Source organism: Kitasatospora sp. NRRL B-11411, from assembly GCF_000721345.1.
In the GTDB taxonomy this organism is placed as follows: domain Bacteria; phylum Actinomycetota; class Actinomycetes; order Streptomycetales; family Streptomycetaceae; genus Kitasatospora; species Kitasatospora cineracea.
In genome coordinates, this window is record NZ_JOGH01000034.1 from 18233 (window position 1) to 38404 (window position 20172).

The window sequence follows — 20172 nt, forward strand, 5'->3', positions numbered from 1 at the left end:
CTTCACTGCTTCCGGGCGGCTTCGATGGCCTGGAAGACCTCCTGCCCCGCGGCGTTGCGCTGGCGGAGGTGGCCGGTGACGGTGTTGGTGACGGCGATCAGCGGGACGGCGACGATCGCGCCGGGGATGCCGCCGAGGATGGAGCCGGCGGCGACGCCGAGGACCACGGCGAGCGGGTGGACCCGGACGGCGCGGCCGAGGATGAGCGGCTGGAGGATGTGGCCCTCCAGCTGCTGGACGCCGATCAGGATGGCCAGCGCGATCAGCGCCTTCGCCGGGCCGACCGTGACCACCGCGATCAGCACCGCGATGGTGCCGGTGACCAGCGCGCCGACCAGCGGGACGAACGCGCCCAGGAAGATGATCACCGCGAGCGGGATGGCCATCGGCACGCCGAGCATGAAGAGCCCGATGCCGATGCAGAGCGCGTCGATGAAGGCGACGGTGACGGTGCCGCGGACGTACGCGGTGAGGGTGGCCCAGGCCTTGGGGCCGGCGCCGGCCAGCGCGTAGCGGGAGTGCCGGGGCAGTCCGCGCAGCACCCAGCTCCAGATCCGGGCGCCGTCGTAGAGCAGGAAGAAGGTGGTGAAGGCGGTGAGCACCACGCCGGTGAGCAGTTCGACGGCGATGGTGACGCCGGTGAAGCCGGCCGAGGTGAGCTGCTCGGAGTTCTTGCCGATGGCGGTGGTGATCTGGTTGGTGACGTTGTTGAGCTGGTCCGGGGTGAGGTGGAACGGGCCGGTGAGCAGCCAGTCGCGCAGCTGCCGGACGCCGTTCTGGACCTGGATGGTGACCGGGTCGAGGTTGCTGGAGACCTGCCAGAACACGAACCAGCCGACCAGGCCGATGCTGGCCAGGCCGGCCAGGAAGGTGATGGCGGCGGCCACCGAGCGGGGGACGCCGTACCGGCGCAGCCAGGAGACGGTGGGTTCGAGCAGCGCGGAGATGAGCAGGGCGGCGACCGCGGCGAAGGCGACGAGCTTGAGGGTGTCGACGACCCGGAGGACCACGTAGAGGGCGACGCCGAGCAGCAGCAGCCGCCAGGTGGACTCGGCGGCGACCCGCAGCGACCAGGGCACCGCGTCCACCGGGTTGGCGGGCCGGCCGAGCGGGGCGGTGCCGAGCGGGTGTTCGGCGGGCGGGACTTCGGCGGGCGGCGCGGTGCGCGGGGCGGGGACGGTGTCGTCGGTGCGCACGACCGCTCCTTCGGGGTCGGCCGGTGCGCCGTGGCCGGCGAGTTGACGGGCCGTCTGCTCGGCGGTGCGCAGGGCGGCCCGTTCGGCGGCGAGTTCGACGGCCTGCTCGGTGGCGAGGACGTGTGCCTCGGCGGAGATGGCCGCGCGGCGGCGGCGTTCGGCGGCCGCGAACAGTCCGGCGGCGACCGCTCCGATCTTGGCGATGCCGCGCCAGCGGCCGCCGCCCGGCTCTTCTTCCGTCACTGCCCGGTCTCCCCCGTGTCGGTTCCTCTCGGCCGCGGGTCGCGCGGTCGTCGGTGAGGAACGCTACCCGGCGTCGAGGGGCCCGGTCTCGGGGGTATCTCGGCCGACTGCCGGTGGAATCGGGCAAATCATCGGCTTTCCGGATGTTTCGACCGGCGGGTCCGGGGAACGGGAGAGGTACCGAACGGACCTTCTGTCGGCGGACCGGCCGGGAGCGGAGAGAAACCAGGACCCGCTCCGCTTCCCCGCGTCCGCACCGAGCCGTCACCGCCCGCGGCGCACTGGTCAGCGTCGCCCGGGCGGGGCGGCCCGCGCCGTGGCGGCTGTCTCGCGGCAGCAGCACGGAGGGCCCCGGCGCGTCCCTCGCGGGACGCGCCGGGGCCCTCCGTCACGTGCGGGGCCGGTCCAGTACCAGGGGCCGGCCTAGTACCAGCTGTGGGCCTGCCAGAACGACCAGGCGCCGCAGGGGCTGCCGTAGCGGCTGTTCATGTAGTTGAGGCCCCACTTGATCTGGGTCTCGGGGTTGGTCCGCCAGTCCGCGCCGGCCGAGGCCATCTTGGAGCCCGGCAGCGCCTGGACCAGGCCGTAGGCACCGGAGGAGGCGTTGGTGGCGGTGTAGTTCCAGCCGCTCTCGCGCTTCACGATCTGGCTGAAGCACTGGAACTGGGTGGGGTCACCGACGATCTGCAGCGCCATGTCCTGGACCGAGCCGGGGCTGACGGTGGCGAGCACGCTGCGGGCGGCGGCGCGGTTGGCCTCCTCCTTGGCGCGCTTGGCCTCGGCCTCCTTGGCGGCCTTGTCCGCGTCGGCCTTGGCCTGGGCGTCGACCGCGGCCTTCTGCCGGGCGGCCTCGGCGGCGGCCTTCTTGGCGGCCGTGTCGGCGGAGACCTGCTGGGCGTTCGCCTGGCGGCTGATGCCGTCGCTGACGTTCTGGGCCTGCGCACCGGTGGGCGCGTCGGCGAGCAGGGTGGCGCTCGCGACGTCGACCGTCTGGACGGTCTTGCCCTCACTGCCAGAGGCCGCACCCACGACGGCACCGACGGCGGTCACCGCGGTGGCGGAGGCGACAGCGACTCCCCGGACCGAGATCCGAGTCACATGGTTTCCTTCCAGCGTCGCCCGTCCTGTGACCGTACGGGCGCGTATCTGCCCCTGGCACTGGCCTCCGTCGAACGCTGGTCACGGGAGGCACGGGCTCGGCCGTACCTCCGGGCGGAGCCCGGGAGTTCGGTTGGATCGAGCGGCGTACGGCCTTGCGGTGTTCAATTGTCCGTCCGCCGACCGGGGTCGTCGGACGTGCTTTTGCCGTACGCGGGGCCTGACAGAACCCACACCATGCCGCACGCGAGTGTGTCTACGCAATTCCCTTGGCCGTGGCGGATCTCACAAACTTTTCCACCTGCGGCTTTGGCGGCGGGGCCGCCGAGGGGACGTCAGTTCGACTGACAGCGAAGGGGCCTGACGCTATGCGCCAGACCCCTTTGCCCCGTTGTGTCCGGTTATGGCTACGGCTGGATGTCCTCCAGCATCTCGGTCACCAGTGCGGCGATCGGCGAGCGCTCCGAACGCGTGAGCGTGATGTGGGCGAACAGCGGGTGGCCCTTCAGCTTCTCGACCACCGCGACCACCCCGTCGTACCGGCCGACCCGCAGGTTGTCCCGCTGGGCGACGTCGTGGGTGAGCACCACCCGGGAGTTCTGGCCGATCCGGGAGAGCACCGTGAGCAGGACGTTGCGCTCCAGCGACTGCGCCTCGTCGACGATCACGAAGGCGTCGTGCAGCGAGCGGCCGCGGATGTGGGTGAGCGGCAGGACCTCCAGCATCCCGCGGGAGATGACCTCCTCGATCACGTCCGGCGTGGTGACGGCGGAGAGGGTGTCGAAGACCGCCTGCGCCCAGGGGCCCATCTTCTCGGCCTCGCTGCCGGGCAGGTAGCCGAGTTCCTGGCCGCCGACCGCGTACAGCGGACGGAACACCATCACCTTGCGGTGCTGGCGGCGCTCCAGGACGGCTTCGAGCCCGGCGCACAGGGCGAGCGCGGACTTGCCGGTGCCGGCCCGGCCGCCCATCGAGATGATCCCGATCTCCGGGTCGAGCAGCAGGTCGAGGGCGATCCGCTGCTCGGCGCTGCGGCCGCGCAGGCCGAACGCCTCGCGGTCGCCGCGCACCAGCTGCACCCGGCCGTCGGGGGCCACCCGGCCGAGTGCCCGGCCGCGCTCGGAGTGCAGCACCAGGCCGGTGTGGACCGGGAGTTGCTCGGCGCCCTCGACCTCCAGCGCGTGCTCCTGCCCGGCGAACAGCCGGTCCACCTGGTCGGCGGGGACGTGCAGTTCGGTCATGCCCGTCCAGCCGGAGGTGATCGCCAGCTCGGCCCGGTACTCCTCGGCCAGCAGGCCGACCGAGCTGGCCTTGATCCGCAGCGGCAGGTCCTTGGAGACGACGGTGACGTCGTAGCCCTCGGCCTGCAGGTTGCGGGCGACCGCGAGGATCCGGGTGTCCGCCTCGCCGCCGCCGGCCCGGTAGCCGGCCGGGAGGATCGAGGTGTCGGAGTGGTTCAGTTCGACCCGGATGGTGCCGCCGAGCTCGCCGACCGGGATCGGTTCGTCCAACCGCCCGTGCCGGACCCGGTAGTCGTCCAGCATCCGCAGCGCCTGGCGGGCGAAGTAGCCCAGCTCCGGGTGGTGCCGTTTGCCCTCCAGCTCCGTCACCACGACGACCGGGAGGACCACCTCGTGCTCCTCGAACCGCGTCATCGCGAGGGGGTCGGCCAGGAGCACGCTGGTGTCGAGGACGTACGTGCGCCGGTCAGGTGTCCGGCGGCTCTTGGAACTGACCACTAGCCCTCCAGAGCGGGTGACCCGACGTCACCCGCGGCCCACCGGTCCCCGCGGCCCCGCTGGCCGGGGGGACGGTCTGAGGGGAGTATTCCCAGGCGAGGGGCACCGCATTCGCGCCGGAGCGAATGGCGGGATCACAGCAGGTGAACGTTTTCCCACCCGTCCCACGGGTAGAAGCGTCTGACCCGGGGTCAGCGCCCCATCCGCCGGTTGCGCAACTGGTAGTCGCGCAGCGCCCGCAGGAAGTCGACCTTCCGGAAGGCCGGCCAGTACGCCTCGCAGAAGTAGAACTCGCTGTGCGCGGACTGCCAGAGCAGGAAACCGGACAACCGCTGCTCGCCGGAGGTGCGGATCACCAGGTCCGGGTCGGGCTGGCCCTTGGTGTAGAGGTGCTCGGCGATGTGCTCGACGTCGAGGATCTCGGCGAGCTCCTCGATCGAGGTGCCGCGCCCGGCGTGCTCCTGCAGCAGCGAGCGGACGGCGTCGGCGATCTCCTGGCGGCCGCCGTAGCCGATCGCCACGTTCACGGTCAGCCCGTCGACGTGCTCGGTCTCCTGGGCGGCCTGCTTGAGCACCCCGGAGGTGCGGGCGGGCAGCAGGTCGAGCGCGCCCACCGGGTGGACCTTCCAGCGGCCGGCCGCGACCAGGCCCTGCACGGTGTCCTCGATGATGCCCAGCAGCGGGACGAGCTCCTCGGCGGGGCGGGCCAGGTTGTCGGTGGAGAGCATCCAGAGGGTGACCACCCGGACCTCGGTCTCCGCGCACCAGCCCAGGAACTCGCTGATCTTGTCGGCGCCGCGCTGGTGGCCGTAGGCGGTGCTGCCGCCGGTGGCCTTGGCCCAGCGGCGGTTGCCGTCCAGGATCACGCCGATGTGGTGCGGGGTGTTGGCCAGGTGCACCTCGACCCGGCGGCCGTACAGCCGGTAGGCCCGGTCCAGCAGGTTGCGCAGCCCCGGCGTGCGTTCCACCACATCGCGCAGACCCATCGTGAACGGCCCCTCCGTGCTGATTGCTCCGGGTGCGAAATCCCTGCGGCAGCCTACTCCGCCCGGGTTTGCGCGCGGCAAAACCGCAGGTACCGGTCTTGTCACAGTGCGCGCACGGGGACGGCTACGGAACGGTCTCCGAATCCTTAAACACCCCCTAAACCGGATTCCGGGTCTTGACGCTTGCCATTGGTCTAGTCCAGCGTGTGGTCAGCACCACATCGGACCCTCCCCCACAGCGGAGCCGCCGCGACCCCCACCGCGGCGGCTCTCCTCCGACCTTCCCAGCGTGCCTCCCCACACCCCACACCCCCACTCCCCTGCACTGGAGCCTGCCATGGCCCGTACCCTGCAGCAGCCGTCCCACCGGCGCCGCAACAAGATCCCGGCGGTGCTCGCCACCGCGACCGCGCTGGCCCTGGCCGGCACCGGCCTGGCCCTGTCGGCCGGCGGCGCGAACGCCGCGGTCGGCAACCTGGTCACCAACGGCGGTTTCGACTCCGGCCTGTCCGGCTGGACCTGCGCCGGCACCGCCACCACGGTCTCCACCCCGGTGCACTCGGGCACCGGCGCGCTGGCCGCCACCCCCGGCGCCGGCGACACCGCGGAGTGCACCCAGACCGTCTCGGTGCTCCCCAACACGGCCTACACGCTGAACGGTTGGGTCCAGGGCCAGTACGTCTACCTGGGCGCCCGCGGCACCGGCGGCACCGACCCGTCCACCTGGTCGGCGCAGAGCGCCTGGAACCAGCTGAACACCACCTTCACCACCGGCGCCAACACCACCAGCGTCACGCTCTACCTGCACGGCTGGTACGGCCAGCCCACCTACTACGCGGACGACGTCCAGCTGATCGGCCCGGGCGGCACCGCCTCCCCGACCCCGTCGGCCTCCGCCACCTCGGCCTCGCCGTCGGCCTCCGCCTCGCCGACCAAGAGCGCCTCGCCGTCCGCGTCGGCCTCCCCGTCGCAGAGCGCCTCCCCGTCGGCCTCGGCCTCCTCCTCGCCGTCGCCGTCCGCCTCGTCGAGCACCAGCAACCCGCCGTCGAACAGCAGCCTGCCGAAGCACGTGCTGACCGGCTACTGGCAGAACTTCGACAACGGCTCGACCGTGCAGAAGCTCTCCGACGTGCAGTCCGCGTACGACATCATCGCGGTCTCCTTCGCCGACGCGACCACCACCCAGGGCGGCATCTCCTTCACCCTGGACCCGGCGCTGGCCACCAAGCTCGGCGGCTACACCGACGCCCAGTTCAAGGCCGACATCGCCGCCAAGCACGCGGCCGGCAAGAAGGTCGTCCTCTCCATCGGCGGCCAGAACGGCGCCATCTCGGTCGGCAACGCCACCGCGGCCGCCAACTTCGCCAACTCGGCGTACAGCCTGATCCAGCAGTACGGCTTCGACGGCATCGACGTCGACCTGGAGAACGGCGTCGACCCGACCTACATGTCGCAGGCGCTGCACACCCTGCAGTCCAAGGTCGGCCCCAACTTCATCCTGACCATGGCGCCCGAGACCATCGGCATGTACTCCACCGCCGGTGCGTACTTCCAGCTCGCGCTGAACACCAAGGACATCCTGACCGTCGTCAACACCCAGTTCTACAACTCGGGCGGCATGAACGGCTGCGACGGCAAGGTGTACACCCAGGGCACCATCGACTTCATCACCGCGCAGGTCTGCACCCACATCCAGGGCGGCCTGCGTCCGGACCAGGTCGGCATCGGCGTCCCGGCCTCCACCAAGGCGGCGGGCGGCGGCTACGTCAACTCCACCGTGGTGAACAACGCGCTGGACTGCCTGGCCACCGGCAACCACTGCGGCAGCTTCGTCCCGCCGGCCAAGTGGCCGACCATCCGCGGCGCGATGACCTGGTCGACCAACTGGGACGCCAACAACGGCAACGACTTCTCCAACAACGTCGGCGCCTTCGCCCACAACATGCAGTAGCACCCGGAGACCAGTGCGCCGCTCCTTGAGGGTGGGGCAGGTGCACTCACAGGGGCCCGTCGTACCGCTGGGGTACGGCGGGCCCCGCCCGTGTCCCGGACGGGGCACCGCCGGTCAGCGGTGGGCGGCCGCCAGCAGCGCCGCCAGGGTGCCGAGCAGCATCGCCGGGCCGAAGGCCAGTTCGGTGCGGCGGCCCGCGCGGCGCAGCACCAGCAGCGCCACCGCCCAGAGTCCGGCGACCAGCCACATGGAGAAGAGGCCCCCGTACACCGCGCGCCAGCCGCCGAGCGCCAGGGCGGCGCCCAGCGACGGGGCCAGCTTGGCGTCGCCCAGGCCCATCGGGGCGAGCAGCGCCAGCAGCAGGAACAGCAGTCCGAGGACGCCCGCGGCCAGCGCGCAGCGCAGCCAGACCGCCGGACGGTGGTCGGTGAGCGGGACGAGCACGGCGGTGCCGAGGAACAGCGGCAGGGTCAGCGCGTCGGGCAGCCGCTTGACCGCGGCGTCCACGAAGCCCAGCACGGTGCCGAACAGCGCCAGCCACACCAGCAGCGGCAGCCAGCGGCCCGGCGCCCAGCCGCCCAGGGCCGCGCCGAGCGCGGCGGCGACCGCCTCGACGGCCAGCGGCGGGGGCCCGGTCCGTTCGCCGTGCCGGACGCACCGGCCGAGCGGGGTGGGCAGGCAGCTGCCCCACGGCTCGCCGGGCGGCACCGCGTAGCGCGCCACCGCGGGGCGCAGCAGCGCGCCCGCGAAGAGTCCCAGTACGGCTCCGACCACTGCCCCGGTCATCCGGCCCCTCCCCTGACGGTCCGCCGCGACCCTACCGCCGCGGGGCGGTTCGCCCGTCCGTGTCCAGGTGGCGAACAGCACTCGGTGATCGGCGTAACGCGGCCGTAAAGTAAGCGGGTATGCAGGTGATCCAGTCCAGCAAGCTCGCCAATGTCTGCTACGACATCCGCGGCCCGGTGCTCGACGAGGCGATGCGGCTGGAGGAACAGGGCCACCGCATCCTGAAGCTCAACACGGGCAACCCCGCCGCGTTCGGCTTCGAGGCGCCGCCCGAGATCCTCCAGGACATCCTCCGCAACCTCAACTCGGCGCACGGGTACGGCGATTCGAAGGGCCTGCTGTCGGCCCGGCGGGCCGTGGTGATGCACTACGAGGAGCGCGGGCTGCACGGCCTGTCGGTCGAGGACGTCTACCTGGGCAACGGCGTCTCCGAGTTGATCCAGCTCGCCATGACCGCGCTGCTCGACGACGGCGACGAGGTCCTCGTCCCGGCCCCCGACTACCCGCTGTGGACGGCCTCGGTCTCGCTGGCCGGCGGCACCGCCGTGCACTACCGCTGCGACGAGCAGGCGGAGTGGTACCCGGACCTGGCCGACATCGCGGCGAAGGTCACCGACCGGACCCGGGCGATCGTGGTGATCAACCCGAACAACCCGACCGGCGCGGTCTACCCGCGCGAGCTGCTGGAGGGGATCGCCGAACTCGCCCGCCGGCACAAGCTGGTGGTCTACGCGGACGAGATCTACGACAAGATCCTGTACGACGGCGTGGAGCACACCCCGCTGGCCACCCTGGCGCCCGACCTGTTCTGCGTCACCTTCAACGGCATGTCCAAGTCCTACCGGGTGGCGGGGTTCCGCTCCGGCTGGATGGTGCTGTCCGGCGACCGGCACCGGGCCCGCTCCTACATCGAGGGCCTCAACGTGCTGGCCTCGATGCGGCTGTGCGCCAACATGCCCGCCCAGCACGCGGTCGCCGCCGCGCTCGGCGGCCGGCAGTCGATCCGCGACCTGATCCTGCCCGGCGGCCGACTGCTCGCCTCCCGGGACGCGGCGTACAAGCTGCTGAACGAGATCCCGGGCGTCTCCTGCGTGAAGCCGAAGGGCGCGCTGTACGCCTTCCCGCGGCTGGACCCGCAGGTCTACAAGATCAAGGACGACGCGCAGATGGTGCTGGACCTGCTGCGCTCCCAGCGGATCCTGATCGTCCAGGGCACCGGCTTCAACTGGCCCGACCCGGACCACTTCCGGCTGGTCACCCTGCCGCGCCCGGAGGACATCACGGACGCGGTCACCCGGATCGGCGACTTCCTGTCCGGCTACGCGCAGCCCTGACGCGGGTGCGCCCCGCGCCCCTTCCGGGACGCGGGGCGAACGTTTCGCCGCTCGCGCGGGTCAGTCGCCGAGGCGCTTGACCAGCGCCCGGTACTCGTCCCACAGCTCGCTCGGCGTGTGCGCGCCGAACATCTCCAGGTGGGCCGGGACGAGCGCGGCCTCCTGCTTCCAGATCTCCTTGTCGACCGTGAACAGCAGCTCGCGGTCGGCGTCGGCGAGCTCCAGCCCGTCCAGGTCGAAGCCGTCGACCTCGGGGAGCACGCCGATCGGGGTCTCGACGCCCGCCGCGGTGCCCTCCAGGCGCTCGACGATCCACTTCAGGACGCGGCTGTTCTCGCCGTAGCCGGGCCAGACGAAGTGGCCGTCGGCGTTCTTCCGGAACCAGTTGACGTAGTAGATCTTCGGCAGCTTGGCGGCGTCCGCCTCGGCGCCGATCTTGAGCCAGTGCGCGAAGTAGTCGCCCATGTTGTAGCCGCAGAACGGCAGCATGGCGAACGGGTCGCGGCGCAGCTCGCCGACGGTGCCCTCGGCGGCGGCGGTCTTCTCGGAGGCGATGTTGGCGCCGAGGAAGACGCCGTGCTGCCAGTCGAAGGACTCGGTGACCAGCGGGACGGCGGTGGCCCGGCGGCCGCCGAACAGGATGGCCGAGATCGGGACGCCGGCCTGGTCCTCCCACTCGGGGGCGATGGTCGGGCACTGCGCGGCGGGGACGGCGAACCGCGCGTTGGGGTGGGCGGCGGGGGTGCCGGACGCGGGCGTCCAGTCGTTGCCGCGCCAGTCGGTGAGGTGCGCGGGCGGCTCCTCGGTGAGGCCCTCCCACCACACGTCGCCGTCGTCGGTGAGCGCGACGTTGGTGAAGACGGTGTTGCCCCAGAGGGTCTTGATGGCGTTGGCGTTGGTGTCCTCGCCGGTGCCGGGGGCGACGCCGAAGAAGCCCGCCTCCGGGTTGATCGCGTAGAGCCGGCCGTCGGCGCCGAAGCGCATCCAGGCGATGTCGTCGCCGATGGTCTCGACCTTCCAGCCCGGGATCGTCGGCTGGAGCATGGCGAGGTTGGTCTTGCCGCAGGCGGACGGGAACGCGGCGGCGACGTACTTCACCTCACCGGACGGCGGGGTGAGCTTGAGGATCAGCATGTGCTCGGCCAGCCAGCCCTCGTCGCGGGCCATGGTGGAGGCGATCCGCAGCGCGTAGCACTTCTTGCCGAGCAGCGCGTTGCCGCCGTAGCCGGAGCCGTAGGACCAGATCTCCCGGGTCTCCGGGAAGTGCGAGATGTACTTGGTGCTGTTGCACGGCCACGGCACGTCGGCCTCGCCCTCGGCGAGCGGGGCGCCCACCGTGTGCACGGCCTTGACGAACTCGCCGTCCTCGCCGAGCTGGTCGAGCACGGCCTGCCCCATCCGGGTCATCACGCGCATCGAGACCGCGACGTACGCGGAGTCGGTGATCTCGACGCCGTACGCGGCCAGCGGGGAGCCGACCGGGCCCATCGAGAACGGCACCACGTACATGGTCCGGCCGCGCATCGCACCGCGGAACAGGCCGTCCTCGCCGCTGAAGACCTCGCGCATCTCGGCGGGGGCCTTCCAGTGGTTGGTCGGGCCGGCGTCCTTCTCCTGCTCGGAGCAGATGAAGGTGCGGTCCTCGACGCGGGCGACGTCGGACGGGTCGGAGGCCGCGTAGTAGGAGTTCGGGCGCTTGGTCCCGTCGAGCTTGGTGAAGGTGCCCTGGGCGACGAGCTGCTCGGCGAGGCGGTGGTACTCCTCCTCCGAGCCGTCGCACCACACGACGCGGTCCGGCTGGGTGAGGTCGGCAATCTCGTTCACCCAGTCCACCAGGCGCTGGTGGCGGGTGGGCGCGGACTCGGCGAGCGCAGAGATCTGAGGCGGCACGATCGCTCCGTTTCACACCATCTCGGCCAGGAGACGGCTTCGCGGGGGTTGAGGGTGGTTACACGGTAGCCCCGGGAGGAGCCCCCTTCTTCGTCAAATTGGCGTCATTGACGAGATTTTTACTACGCAGTGTCTGATTCGGGGGCCCGGGACCACCTCTCGGATGCCCGAGGGAGACCTTGATCACTCACCCCTATTGCTACAGAACGTACAAGAGTGAGGATCGCCACTTCACTACGCGCCAGTAACCTACGGTTCCGTAAGATGCTGCCCATGACCGCGGAAGCACTGGAGCTCGTGAAGCCCAAGTGGCGCGGCTGGCTGCATGCCGGGATGTTCCCGGCCGCGCTGGCCGCCGGAATCGTGTTGATCTGCCTGGCCGACTCGACGGCGGCGCGGGTCGCCTGCGTCGTCTACTCGGTGAGCGCCTGGATGCTGTTCGGGGTGAGCGCGGTCTACCACCGCTTCACCTGGGGGCCGCGCGGCGAGGCGGTGCTGCGCCGGCTCGACCACGCCAACATCTTCCTGATCATCGCCGGGACGTACACCCCGTTCACCATGCTGCTGCTGGACGGCGCGCGGCAGCAGGTGCTGCTGTGGCTGGTGTGGGGCGGGGCGCTGGCCGGGATCGCGTTCCGGGTGTTCTGGGTCGGCGCGCCGCGCTGGCTGTACACCCCGTGCTACCTGGCCCTCGGCTGGGCGGCGGTGTTCTTCCTGCCGGACTTCCTGCACAAGGGCGGCGCGGCCGTGCTGACGCTGATCATCGTCGGCGGCGCGCTCTACACCGTCGGCGGCGTGGTCTACGGCCTCAAGCGGCCGAACCCGTCACCGCGCTGGTTCGGCTTCCACGAGGTGTTCCACGCCTTCACCCTGGGCGCGTTCATCGTGCAGTACGTGGGGGTCTCGCTGGTGGCGTACACCGTCACCTCCTGAACCCCCCGCGGCAGTCTCAGTAGCGAACCGGCTGGGCCTTGGCCTCCAGCCGCTCCCGGGCCCGACGGCAGCGCTCGCAGTGCGCCGCGTCGGGCCCTTCGCCCGCCGCCCGCTGGTGGGCCCGGCCGCGGAAGCGGTACCCGACCCAGGCCATCACCGCCAGCACCTCCACCGCGGAGACGCCCCAGACCATGCGGGCGCCGCCCGCCAGGTACCCGGCTATGACGGCCAGCGCGGCCAGCACACCGACCACACCGCTCCAGAACCGCGCCGCACCGTACTCCATCGGCAAACCTCCCGCCGGCCGACAGGTCTTCTGACACGTCGTCAGAGAACTCCCCACCTACGGTGACATGTTCAGCACGCTCCGGGGGCGAACGGGGGATCAACAACGCATCAATTCCAGAGGTGGGAATCCCGCAGACCGCTCTTCGCTTGACGGTGGCCATCTTTTGAGAGTTACTCTCATTTGAGAGAAACTCTCCGATGGAGGCTCCGCCATGCCCGTGTCCCAAGCACCGCCCGCCCCTCCGCACCCGCGCCGCTGGATCGCCCTGGTGGCGGTCGCGCTCAGCGCGCTCGTCATCGGCTTCGACACCACCGTGCTGAACGTCGCCCTGCCCGACCTGGCCCGGCAGTTGGCGGCGAGCACCGGGCAGCAGCAGTGGATCGTCGACGCCTACACGGTGCTGTTCGCCGCCGCCCTGCTGCCCGCCGGACTGCTCGGCGACCGGTTCGGCCGCCGCCGCACCCTGGTCCTCGGCCTCGGCCTGTTCGGCGCCGCCTCGCTGCTCGGCACGCTCGCCTCCGGCCCCGGGCAGCTGATCGCCGCCCGCGCCGCGATGGGACTGGCCGCCGCGCTCGTGATGCCGATGTCGATGGCGGTCGTCCCGGCCGTCTTCCCGCCCGCCGAACAGCGCCGCGCCACCGCCCTGTTGACCACCATGACCGCGATCGGCGTCCCGCTCGGCCCGATCGTCGGCGGCCTGCTGCTGCGCCACTACTGGTGGGGCTCGATCTTCCTGATCAACGTGCCGCTGGTGCTGCTCGCCGCCGCCGCCTGCCTGCTGCTGCTCCCGGAGTCCGCCGACCCGGCCTCACCCCGGATCGACCTGCCCGCCGCCGTCCTCGCCGCCACCGGCCTGTCCGCGCTGACCTGGGGCGTCATCGAGGGCGGCGACCTGGGCTGGGGCGACGCCCGGGTGCCGGCCGCGCTGGCCGGCGCCGTGCTCGCGCTGACCTGGCTGGTGCGGCGCAGCCGCCGCGCCGAGCACCCGATGCTCGACCTGCGGCTGCTCGCCGAACCGGTGTTCCGCTGGTGCGCGATCGCCGTCACCCTGGTGTCGGTGGCCCTGCTCGGCGGCTTCTTCGTCCTCCCCGCCTACTTCCAGAGCGTGCTGGGCACCGACGCGCTCGGCAGCGGGCTGCGCCTGATGCCGATGATGGGCGGCCTGCTGGTCGCCTCCCGGCTCGGCGAACCGCTGGTGCGCCGCTTCGCCCCGCGCGGCGTGATCACCGCCGGGCTGGCGCTGACCGGCCTGGCCCTGCTGCTCGGCAGCCGCACCTCCGCCGGGGACGGCTACGGCTGGACGGCGCTGTGGCTGCCGCTGTTCGGCGCCGGACTCGGCCTGGTGCTGATCACCGCGACCGCCTCCGCGCTGCTCCTGCTGCCGCCCGCCAAGGCCGGCGTCGGCTCCGGCCTGCTCCAGACGCTCCGCCAGGTCGGCGGCGCGCTCGGCGTCGCCGCCTTCGGCGCCCTGCTGGCCGCCGGGTACCGCTCCCGCCTGGACACCGCCGGGCTGCCCGGCCCGGCCGCGCAGCCGGCCCGCGGTTCGGTGACCGCCGCCGACACGGTCGCCGAGCGGCTCGGCGACCCGGCGCTGGCCGCGTCCGCGCACGGCGCCTACCTGCACGGCATGACGCTGGTGCTGCTGGTCGCCGGGATCCTCGCGGTGCTCTCCGCCGTCCTGGTCGCGGCCCGGATGCCCGGCACCGACCCCGCGGCGGCGCCCGGCGCGGGCCCCGGGCCCACACCCGCCGCCCTCCCGGAGCCGGGCGGGCCGGGCGGGCCGGTGCCGGGCGGTGGGGTGTCCGGTGCTTCGGTGTCCAGTGCTCCGGTGTCCGGTGCTTCGGAGCAGCCGGACGGTGCGGTGCCGGGCGGGCCGGTGCGGCCGGTGGCCGCGGCGGCGGGCGATCACGGAGAATCGTCAGCATGACCACCCCGCGCAGCGCCCGGCCCCGACCGTCCGACTCCTCCCCCGGCGCGCCCGGTTCGCTGGAGGAACTCGTCGAGGCCCCGCTGTCGCTGCGCGAGCGCAAGAAGCTGAAGACCCGTCAGGCGCTGCGCCGGGAGGCGCTGCGGCTCTTCGCCGAACAGGGCTGGGAGGCCACCACCGTCGACCAGATCGCGGCCGCGGCGGAGGTCTCCCCGTCCACCTTCTTCCGGTACTTCCCGGTCAAGGAGGACCTGCTGCTCACCGACGAGTACGACCCGCTGATGGCCGACGCGATCCGGGCCCGACCGGCGGACGAGCCCTTCCTGACCTCGGCGCGCGAGGTGCTGGTCGGGCTGGTCCGGCGGATGCTCGCCGAGCACGAGCGCGCCGAGCTGTACGAGCGGATGCGGCTGGCCGCCTCCGTCCCGTCGGTCCGGGTCCGGATGCTGGAGGGCTCCGGCCAGCCGCGCGGCATGCTGCTCGACCTGCTCACCGAACGGGCCGCCCCGGACGCCTCCCCCCTCGAACTGCGGGTCACCGCCGCCGCGATCTCCGCCGCGCTCACCGAGACCTCCCTGTACTGGGCCGAGCACGAGGGCCGGGACGACCTCGCCGACCTGCTCGACCAGGCCCTGCGGCACCTCCAGGAACTCGGCACCCGCTGACCGGGGCCGGCGCCGGGGCCGGGGCCGGGGCCGGGCTCAGTCCGTCGGCAGCAGCACCAGCTTGCCCGCGACCCGCCCGCCGTCGCCCAGCTCGTGCGCCTTCGCGGCCTCGGCGAGCGGGAACGTCCCGGCGATCTCGGCCCGCAGCAGGCCGCGTTCGGCGAGGTCGGCGACGGCGGTCATGCCCGCGTGGTCGGCCTCCACCAGCAGCAGCGCGGTCCGCACCCCGAGCCGGGCCGCCTCCTCGGCCAGTCCCTCGGCCGGGACGGGCAGGATCGACACCAGCAGCCCGCCCCGGCGCAGCGTGCGCAGCGAACGCAGCTGGTAGTCGCCGCCGATGGTGTCGAGCACGACGTCGACGTCGCGCACCGCCTCGGCGAAGTCGACCGCCCGGTAGTCGACCGGCTCGTCCACCCCGATCCGGCGCAGGAAGTCGTGCTTGCCCGCGCTGGCGGTGCCGATCACGTGCGCGCCGCGGGACTTGGCGATCTGCACCGCCAGGTGTCCGACCCCGCCGGCCGCGGCGTGCACCAGCACCCGGTCCCCGGCCCGGACCTGCGCGGTGTCCACCAGTGCCTGCCAGGCCGTCAGCGCGGCCAGCGGCAGCGCGCCCGCCTGCACCACGTCCAGCGAGGCGGGGCGGCGGACGAAGGCCCGGGCCGGGCCGGTCACGTACTCGGCGTGCGCGCCGACCCCGTGCGGGTAGGGCAGCATGCCGAACACCTCGTCGCCCGGCGCGAACAGCGTGACGCCGAGGCCGACCGCCTCGACCGTGCCCGCCACGTCCCAGCCGAGCACGAACGGCGGCTCGCCGAGGAAGATCCCGGCCGCCCGGTGCTTCCAGTCGGTCGGGTTCAGGCCCGCCGCCCGGACCCGTACCAGCACCTCGCTCGCCCCCGGGTGCGGGCGGGGGCGCTCCACCACCCGCAGTACCTCGGGGCCGCCGAGGACGTCCTGGCTGACCGCGCGCATCGTGTCCGCGCCCGTGTTCGTGTTCGTGTTCGTGTTCGTCCGGTCCGTCGTCATGTGCTCCAGCCTCGCGGCGGCGGGCGGCCGGACGTGAGTGGCATGATGGTCACCGTCCGATGGGATCCTGCCAGGAGGTCCGCCATGGCCACCGCCCCCGCTCCGGCGCCGCACCGGGTCGCCGTGCTCGCCCTGGACGGCGTGTACCCGTTCGAACTGGGCATCCCCAAGCGGGTGTTCGGCAGCACCGACGGCCTCTACCGGCTGTCCACCTGCACCGTCGACGGCCGGCCGGTCCGCGCCGACGCCGACTTCGCCGTCGTCCCCGACCACGGGCCCGAGGTCCTCGCCGAGGCCGACACCGTGGTGATCCCGCCGTTCGCGCCCGTCCCCGAGACCGCTGCGCTGGACCCGGCGACCGCCGCCGCGCTCGCCCTGGTCCGGCCCGGCACCCGGCTGATCTCCATCTGCACCGGCGCCTTCGTCCTCGCCGCCGCCGGACTCCTCGACGGCCGCCCCGCCACCACCCACTGGGCCCTCGCCGACCGCTTCCGCGCGCTCTTCCCGCGCGTCCGGCTCGACCCCGACGTGCTGTTCGTCGACGACGGCGACGTCCTCACCTCGGCGGGCGCCGCCTCCGGCATCGACCTCTTCCTGCACGTCCTGCGCAGCGACCACGGCACCGCCGCCGCCAACCGGGCCGCCCGGATCTGCGTCGTCCCGCCCTGGCGCGAGGGCGGCCAGGCCCAGTACGTCGTGCGGCCCGTCCCCACCACCGGCAGCGCCGGCACCGCCCCCACCCGCGAGTGGGCGCTCACCCGGCTCCACCGGCCGCTGACCCTCGCCGAACTCGCCGCCCACGCCGCCATGAGCACCCGTACCTTCGCCCGCCGCTTCCAGGAGGAGACCGGCCAGAGCCCCGGCCGCTGGCTCACCCAGCAGCGCATCGCCCTGGCCCGCCACCTCCTGGAGGCCACCGACCTCACCATCGACCAGATCGCCACCCGCGTCGGCTTCGCCAACCCCGTCTCGCTGCGCCAGCACCTGCACAGCGCGATCGGCGTCTCCCCCCTCGCCTACCGCCGCACCTTCGCCGGCACCGCCCGCTAGGCCCTGTCCGGCCGATCTTGCCGGGCGCACGACGCCGGACATCCCGCCTGGAAGCACCGGCCCAACACCCAAGTACATCCAGTACGAGGGCGTCGGGCCGGCACTCCCAGCCGGGCGCCCACCGCCGCGCGCTGATCCGACAAGATCGACCGGACAGGGCCTAGGGCCACCTGTCGGCACCACCGCCGCACGGCGGACGCCCGCCGTCTCCGACGGCGGGCGTCCTGGTGCAGGTCCGGTGCTCGATGTGCGCGTCAGTACTTGATGCGGGCCTTGCGGCGCCGCAGGCCCAGTGCCGTGCCGGCCAGGGCGGTCAGCCCGATCGCGCTGCCCGCGGTGAGCAGCGGCGCCGTCCGGTCGGGTTGCGGTGCGGCGTTCTCCGCGGTGAAGCCGCCGGCCTTGCCGGAGGCGTCGTACGCGGAGCCGGGCAGCTTGTCCCCGTAGCGCTGCCGGACCAGCCGCTGGTAGGCGGCGACGGTGCTGCCGCGGGCGCCGACCGAGCGGCGGGCCTCGTCGTCGAGCGGCAGGACGCGGCCGTCCTTGAGCTCGTACCAGGCGTTGATCTGGGGTTCGCGGAAGGCGGTGCCGCCGTCGGCCGCGGCCTTGGCGGCGTAGTCGGCCTCGTCGCTGCCGGAGGCGATGTTGACGACCCGCCAGCTTCCGTTCTGCCGGGCGGTCCAGACCGAGGCGCGCTGTCCGTCCGCGGCGACGGCGGTCGTCGCGGTGAACCCGGCCTCGGCGACCTCGGCCCCGGCCCGGCCGGAGACGAAGGCGGCGGAGAGGGTGTAGACGGGCACGGTGTCCCCGGTGAGCCGGGGTGCGGCGGCGGTCGCGGCCTTGGCCTCGTCGGCCGCGCTGATCCCGAGCTGCTGGGTGGGCGGCACGCCCTTGCGGGCGAAGAAGTGCCCCAACTTGTCGAGAACGGCGGGCTGTTGGGTCGCGGTGCGGGCGGCGGCGAGTTCGCCGGCGCCGGGTGCGGCGGGGGCCCCGGGGGCGTCGGCGGCGTGGGCCGCGGGCGCGAGGACGAGGGCGAGCGCGACGGCGGTGAGGGCGGTCGCGGTGCGGGCGGTGCGGACGTGGTGGTGGCTGTTCATGGCGGGGCTCCTCACGCGCCGATCCGGTACAGGGAGTGGGTCCAGGAGAAGGAGCCGTTGCTCACGTAGTAGTTGTAGTCGCCCCAGTTGTAGCGGTAGTCGGACGGCCACGGGTCGCCCCAGTACAGCCAGTTGCTGCCGGTGTCGTAGCCGTAGAGGACGTTCATGTGGCCGCCGCCGGAGCTCCACTGGATCCGGGTCTCGACGGGCCGGCCGGCGTCGATCTCGCCCTGCACGGTGGCGTAGCGCAGGTAGCCGTTGACGTACGAGCCGGTGCTGATGCCGATCCGGTACAGCGCGTTCTGCACCTCGGCCAGGCTGGCCTGGCTGTTGGGGCAGGAGGAGTTGACGGAGCGTCCGAAGGCGAGGTTGCAGAACTGGTTCTGGCTGTAGGTGTAGCCGTAGTACGTGGCGATGGTGTTGCCGCTGGCCGCCCAGCACCAGTTGCTCTGCTGCTGGGCCTGCATGGTGAGGTCGAGGATGCGCGAGGTGCCGGCCAGCGCCGGGGCCTGGGGCGCGGCGGGGGCGGCCGGCGCGGCGGCCGTCGTCGTGGGGGCGGTGGCCGCCTGGGCGGGGGTGGCGGTGGCGGCCGTGCCCAGCACCGGGGCGAGGACGCCCAGGGCGAGTGCGGCGGCCGTCCGGCGCAGCCGGATCGGGAGGTGTGGCATGGGGGTTCGGCCTCCTGGCAGGGGCGAGGAGTGGATGTGGGGGGCGGCGTCCGGACGGCGCGGGACGAGCATCCGGCCGGGCCGGGGCGCGGGTCAACGGCCGCGGCCCGCCCGGCGGCCGGGGTGTGAACGGGGTCGGCGGCGGTGTGAACGCGGCGGACCTGGGCAGCGCGGATATCGTCCGGCCCGATGACAAGGCGGCCGCGAGGTGTGAATATTCACGGTCGATCGAGGAGGTGGCCATGCAGCAGCCGACCGCACCGTCCGACCTGGCCCTCGCCCTGCGCACCGGGCCGTTCCACCTCGCGCTGCGGGCCGCGATCGCCGCCCGCGGGCTGGCTCTGCACCGGCTGCGCGAACGGCTCGCACAGCGCGGCGTGCGGGTCGGGGTGACCAGCCTCAGCTACTGGCAGCAGGGGCTGCGGCGGCCCGAGCGGGCCGAGTCGCTGCGCGCCGTCGCGGTGCTGGAGGAGCTGCTGGACCTGCCCGAACACTCGCTGACCCGGCTGCTCGGCCCCCGCCGCAGCGTCCCCGACCCCGCGCCGGCCAGCCCGGCGGTCCGCCCCTACCGGGACCTGATCAGCCCCGCCGAGGCCGTCGACGGGCTGCTCGCCGTCCTGTCCGGACCGCCCGACACCGGCCTGCACACCATCACCCACATCGAGCGGATCCGGGTCGGCGCGGACCGGCAGCTGCTGCGCCGCGACTCCCAGCACGTGCTGCGCGCGCACCGCGACGGCATCGACCGCTACCTGGCCATCTACCAGGGCGACCCGGGCTGCGACATCGAACGCGTCCGGGTCCGGGCCGAGGAGAACTGCCGGCCCGGCCGGATCCGCCGCGACCCCGCCGCCAACCTGCTGGTCGCCGAACTCCTCCTCGACCGCCGCCTGCGCACCGGCGACACCCACCTGCTGGGCTACGGCTTCGACGAGGCCCCGTCGGCCGGGCCCAGCCACGAGTACGTCCGCGGCTTCAACGCGGGCGCCGGCCAGTACGTCCTGCAGGTCACCTTCTCCGCCGCCGCCCTCCCGGTCCGCTGCGACCGCTTCACCCTGCGCACCCCCGGCCAGTCCCCGCTGGAGACCGAGGAGTTGACCCTCGACGGCCACCACTGCGCCCACCTGGTCGCCGCCGACCTGCCGCCCTGCCTGCTCGGCCTGCGCTGGGACTGGGATTGACATCCTCCCCGGCCTAGGGGCCGGGGATTCCCGCCTGCTCCCGCACCGGTTGGGTGGGTCGCTTCGGGTGGGTTCCTGCTTCGCCGCGCGGTGCGGGCACGGGTGCCCGTCTGACC

17 protein-coding genes are annotated in these 20172 nt (G+C 73.0%); 7 read left to right on the forward strand and 10 right to left on the reverse strand.

Annotated features, from left to right (window positions below; genetic code table 11):
- Positions 1-2: 2 nt before the first annotated feature.
- The 4 genes from IH44_RS0117715 to IH44_RS0117730 form a co-directional block, all read right to left on the reverse strand.
- Positions 3-1439, reverse strand: a complete 1437-nt coding sequence (locus tag IH44_RS0117715; RefSeq protein WP_030460561.1) for an AI-2E family transporter — start codon at positions 1437-1439, stop codon at positions 3-5.
- A gap of 423 nt (positions 1440-1862) precedes the next feature.
- Complete coding sequence (locus IH44_RS0117720; protein WP_030460562.1) at positions 1863-2537, reverse strand: transglycosylase SLT domain-containing protein; 675 nt, start codon at positions 2535-2537, stop codon at positions 1863-1865.
- Positions 2538-2944: 407 nt separating this feature from the next.
- The gene (locus IH44_RS0117725; protein ID WP_030460563.1) at positions 2945-4276 is read right to left on the reverse strand and encodes a PhoH family protein; all 1332 of its coding nucleotides are present in this window, start codon (positions 4274-4276) and stop codon (positions 2945-2947) included.
- Between the two features lie 191 nt (positions 4277-4467).
- Positions 4468-5262, reverse strand: a complete 795-nt coding sequence (locus IH44_RS0117730; RefSeq protein WP_051817017.1) for an isoprenyl transferase — start codon at positions 5260-5262, stop codon at positions 4468-4470.
- A gap of 337 nt (positions 5263-5599) precedes the next feature.
- Here IH44_RS0117730 and IH44_RS0117735 point away from each other — a divergent pair, with 337 nt between their 5' ends.
- On the forward strand, positions 5600-7213 hold the full coding sequence (locus IH44_RS0117735; RefSeq protein ID WP_030460565.1) for a chitinase: 1614 nt from the start codon (positions 5600-5602) through the stop codon (positions 7211-7213).
- A gap of 114 nt (positions 7214-7327) precedes the next feature.
- Here the strand turns inward: IH44_RS0117735 and IH44_RS0117740 are convergent, their stop codons facing one another.
- A complete protein-coding gene (locus IH44_RS0117740; protein WP_030460566.1) occupies positions 7328-7999 on the reverse strand; it encodes a prepilin peptidase in 672 nt (223 codons plus the stop codon).
- Positions 8000-8118: 119 nt separating this feature from the next.
- On the opposite strand from IH44_RS0117740, the gene IH44_RS0117745 reads away from it, so the two are divergent.
- Complete coding sequence (locus tag IH44_RS0117745; RefSeq protein WP_030460567.1) at positions 8119-9333, forward strand: pyridoxal phosphate-dependent aminotransferase; 1215 nt, start codon at positions 8119-8121, stop codon at positions 9331-9333.
- A 60-nt stretch (positions 9334-9393) separates the two neighbouring features.
- Here IH44_RS0117745 and IH44_RS0117750 read toward each other — a convergent pair whose 3' ends face one another.
- Positions 9394-11223, reverse strand: a complete 1830-nt coding sequence (locus IH44_RS0117750; protein ID WP_198545004.1) for a phosphoenolpyruvate carboxykinase (GTP) — start codon at positions 11221-11223, stop codon at positions 9394-9396.
- 264 nt (positions 11224-11487) lie between these two features.
- Here IH44_RS0117750 and IH44_RS0117755 point away from each other — a divergent pair, with 264 nt between their 5' ends.
- Positions 11488-12156, forward strand: a complete 669-nt coding sequence (locus IH44_RS0117755) for a hemolysin III family protein (protein ID WP_369794967.1) — start codon at positions 11488-11490, stop codon at positions 12154-12156.
- 16 nt (positions 12157-12172) lie between these two features.
- Here the strand turns inward: IH44_RS0117755 and IH44_RS0117760 are convergent, their stop codons facing one another.
- Complete coding sequence (locus tag IH44_RS0117760) at positions 12173-12442, reverse strand: hypothetical protein (protein WP_030460570.1); 270 nt, start codon at positions 12440-12442, stop codon at positions 12173-12175.
- A gap of 214 nt (positions 12443-12656) precedes the next feature.
- Here IH44_RS0117760 and IH44_RS0117765 point away from each other — a divergent pair, with 214 nt between their 5' ends.
- Both IH44_RS0117765 and IH44_RS0117770 read left to right on the forward strand, forming a co-directional pair.
- Positions 12657-14372 carry an MFS transporter gene (locus IH44_RS0117765; protein WP_030460571.1) on the forward strand — a complete coding sequence of 572 codons (1716 nt, stop codon included), beginning with the start codon at positions 12657-12659 and terminating at the stop codon, positions 14370-14372.
- Complete coding sequence (locus IH44_RS0117770) at positions 14369-15037, forward strand: TetR family transcriptional regulator (RefSeq protein WP_030460572.1); 669 nt, start codon at positions 14369-14371, stop codon at positions 15035-15037. Before IH44_RS0117765 ends, IH44_RS0117770 begins: the two co-directional genes overlap by 4 nt.
- A 36-nt stretch (positions 15038-15073) precedes the next feature.
- On the opposite strand, the gene IH44_RS0117775 is transcribed toward IH44_RS0117770, so the two are convergent.
- Positions 15074-16063, reverse strand: a complete 990-nt coding sequence (locus tag IH44_RS0117775) for an NADP-dependent oxidoreductase (protein WP_051817018.1) — start codon at positions 16061-16063, stop codon at positions 15074-15076.
- A gap of 84 nt (positions 16064-16147) precedes the next feature.
- Here IH44_RS0117775 and IH44_RS0117785 point away from each other — a divergent pair, with 84 nt between their 5' ends.
- Positions 16148-17113, forward strand: coding sequence for a GlxA family transcriptional regulator (locus IH44_RS0117785; RefSeq protein ID WP_035955486.1), 966 nt, complete (start codon positions 16148-16150; stop codon positions 17111-17113).
- Between the two features lie 254 nt (positions 17114-17367).
- Here the strand turns inward: IH44_RS0117785 and IH44_RS0117790 are convergent, their stop codons facing one another.
- Positions 17368-18207, reverse strand: coding sequence for a hypothetical protein (locus IH44_RS0117790; protein WP_051817019.1), 840 nt, complete (start codon positions 18205-18207; stop codon positions 17368-17370).
- Positions 18208-18218: 11 nt separating this feature from the next.
- Positions 18219-18875, reverse strand: a complete 657-nt coding sequence (locus IH44_RS0117795; protein ID WP_030460576.1) for a papain-like cysteine protease family protein — start codon at positions 18873-18875, stop codon at positions 18219-18221.
- A 242-nt stretch (positions 18876-19117) separates the two neighbouring features.
- On the opposite strand from IH44_RS0117795, the gene IH44_RS0117800 reads away from it, so the two are divergent.
- Positions 19118-20056: a hypothetical protein gene (locus tag IH44_RS0117800; RefSeq protein ID WP_030460577.1), complete on the forward strand. Its 939-nt coding sequence runs from the start codon at positions 19118-19120 to the stop codon at positions 20054-20056.
- Positions 20057-20172: the final 116 nt, after the last annotated feature.